Source organism: Brevibacterium linens ATCC 9172 (assembly GCF_900169165.1).
Classification (GTDB): Bacteria; Actinomycetota; Actinomycetes; order Actinomycetales; family Brevibacteriaceae; genus Brevibacterium; species Brevibacterium linens.
Genome location: NZ_FXYY01000076.1, coordinates 1 through 1,139, shown reverse-complemented (window position 1 = coordinate 1,139; position 1,139 = coordinate 1). Strand labels below are relative to the sequence as shown.

Genomic DNA, 1,139 nt, shown 5'->3' with positions numbered 1-1,139 from the left:
CTAGTGTCCTGCGCCGTAAATTCGTGTAAGAAGTTGTAGAATGGAGTATGCCTCGCACCGGTCGTCCGAAAGCTGAACTGATCCTCACCGATGAAGAACACCAGACGTTGACTCGCTGGTCCCGTCGGCGCAAGTCCTCACAAGCCCTTGCTCTGCGCTCACGAATCATCCTCGGCTGCGGGCAGGAACGATCAAACAAGGAAGTCGCCACCAGCCTCGGCTGCACGCCCGCGACTGTGGCCAAATGGCGGAACCGATTCATTGCCGACCGACTCGATGGTCTCGTCGACGAACCACGCCCAGGTAGACCCGCCACGATCACGGCCGAGCAAGTCGAGGACGTCATCACCTCAACCCTGGAACAGACACCGAAAAACGCCACCCACTGGTCACGGGCGCAGATGGCCGAACGCAGCGGACTATCGAAATCGACGATCGGACGGATCTGGAAGGCCTTCGAACTCAAACCCCACCGCGCCGATGGGTTCAAACTCTCCAACGACCCTCTCTTCGTGGAAAAGGTCTACGACATCGTCGGCCTTTACCTCAATCCACCCGAGTCCGCTGTCGTGCTCAGCGTCGATGAGAAGTCCCAGGTCCAAGCGCTGTCTCGGTCCCAGCCGGCGTTTCCGATGATGCCGGGCATGCCGGAGAAACGTACCCACGATTACGCCCGCCACGGCACGACGAGTCTCTTCGCAGCGCTGAATGTCGCCGATGGAACCGTGATCGCCTCGACACACCGCAAGCACCGCGCGATCGAGTTCAAAAAGTTCTTAACCAAGATCGACAAACACGTTCCAGACCACCTCGACATCCACGTCGTGTGTGACAACTACGGCACGCACAAACACCCGTTGGTGCGGAACTGGCTGGGCAAGCATGAGCGGTTCCATATTCATTTCACGCCCACGTATTCGTCGTGGATCAACCAGGTCGAGAGGCTCTTCGCTGAAGTCACCCGCGAACTCCTCCAGCGCAGTGACCACCGAAGCGTGCAAGCCCTGGAGAAAGACCTTCGCGAGTGGGTTAAGGCGTGGAACGAGGACCCGCAACCATTCGTGTGGACGAAAACCGCGGAAGAGATACTGGAATCTCTCTCACGACTAATGCAACGAACTACCGGCGCAGGACACTAG

Annotated in this window: 1 protein-coding gene; it reads left to right on the top strand. The window is 58.5% G+C overall.

All coding sequences use genetic code 11. From position 1 onward, the window contains the following. The first annotated feature begins 47 nt into the window (after positions 1 to 47). Positions 48 to 1,139 carry an IS630 family transposase gene (locus tag BLIN9172_RS17830; protein ID WP_009881631.1) on the top strand — a complete coding sequence of 364 codons (1,092 nt, stop codon included), beginning with the start codon at positions 48 to 50 and terminating at the stop codon, positions 1,137 to 1,139.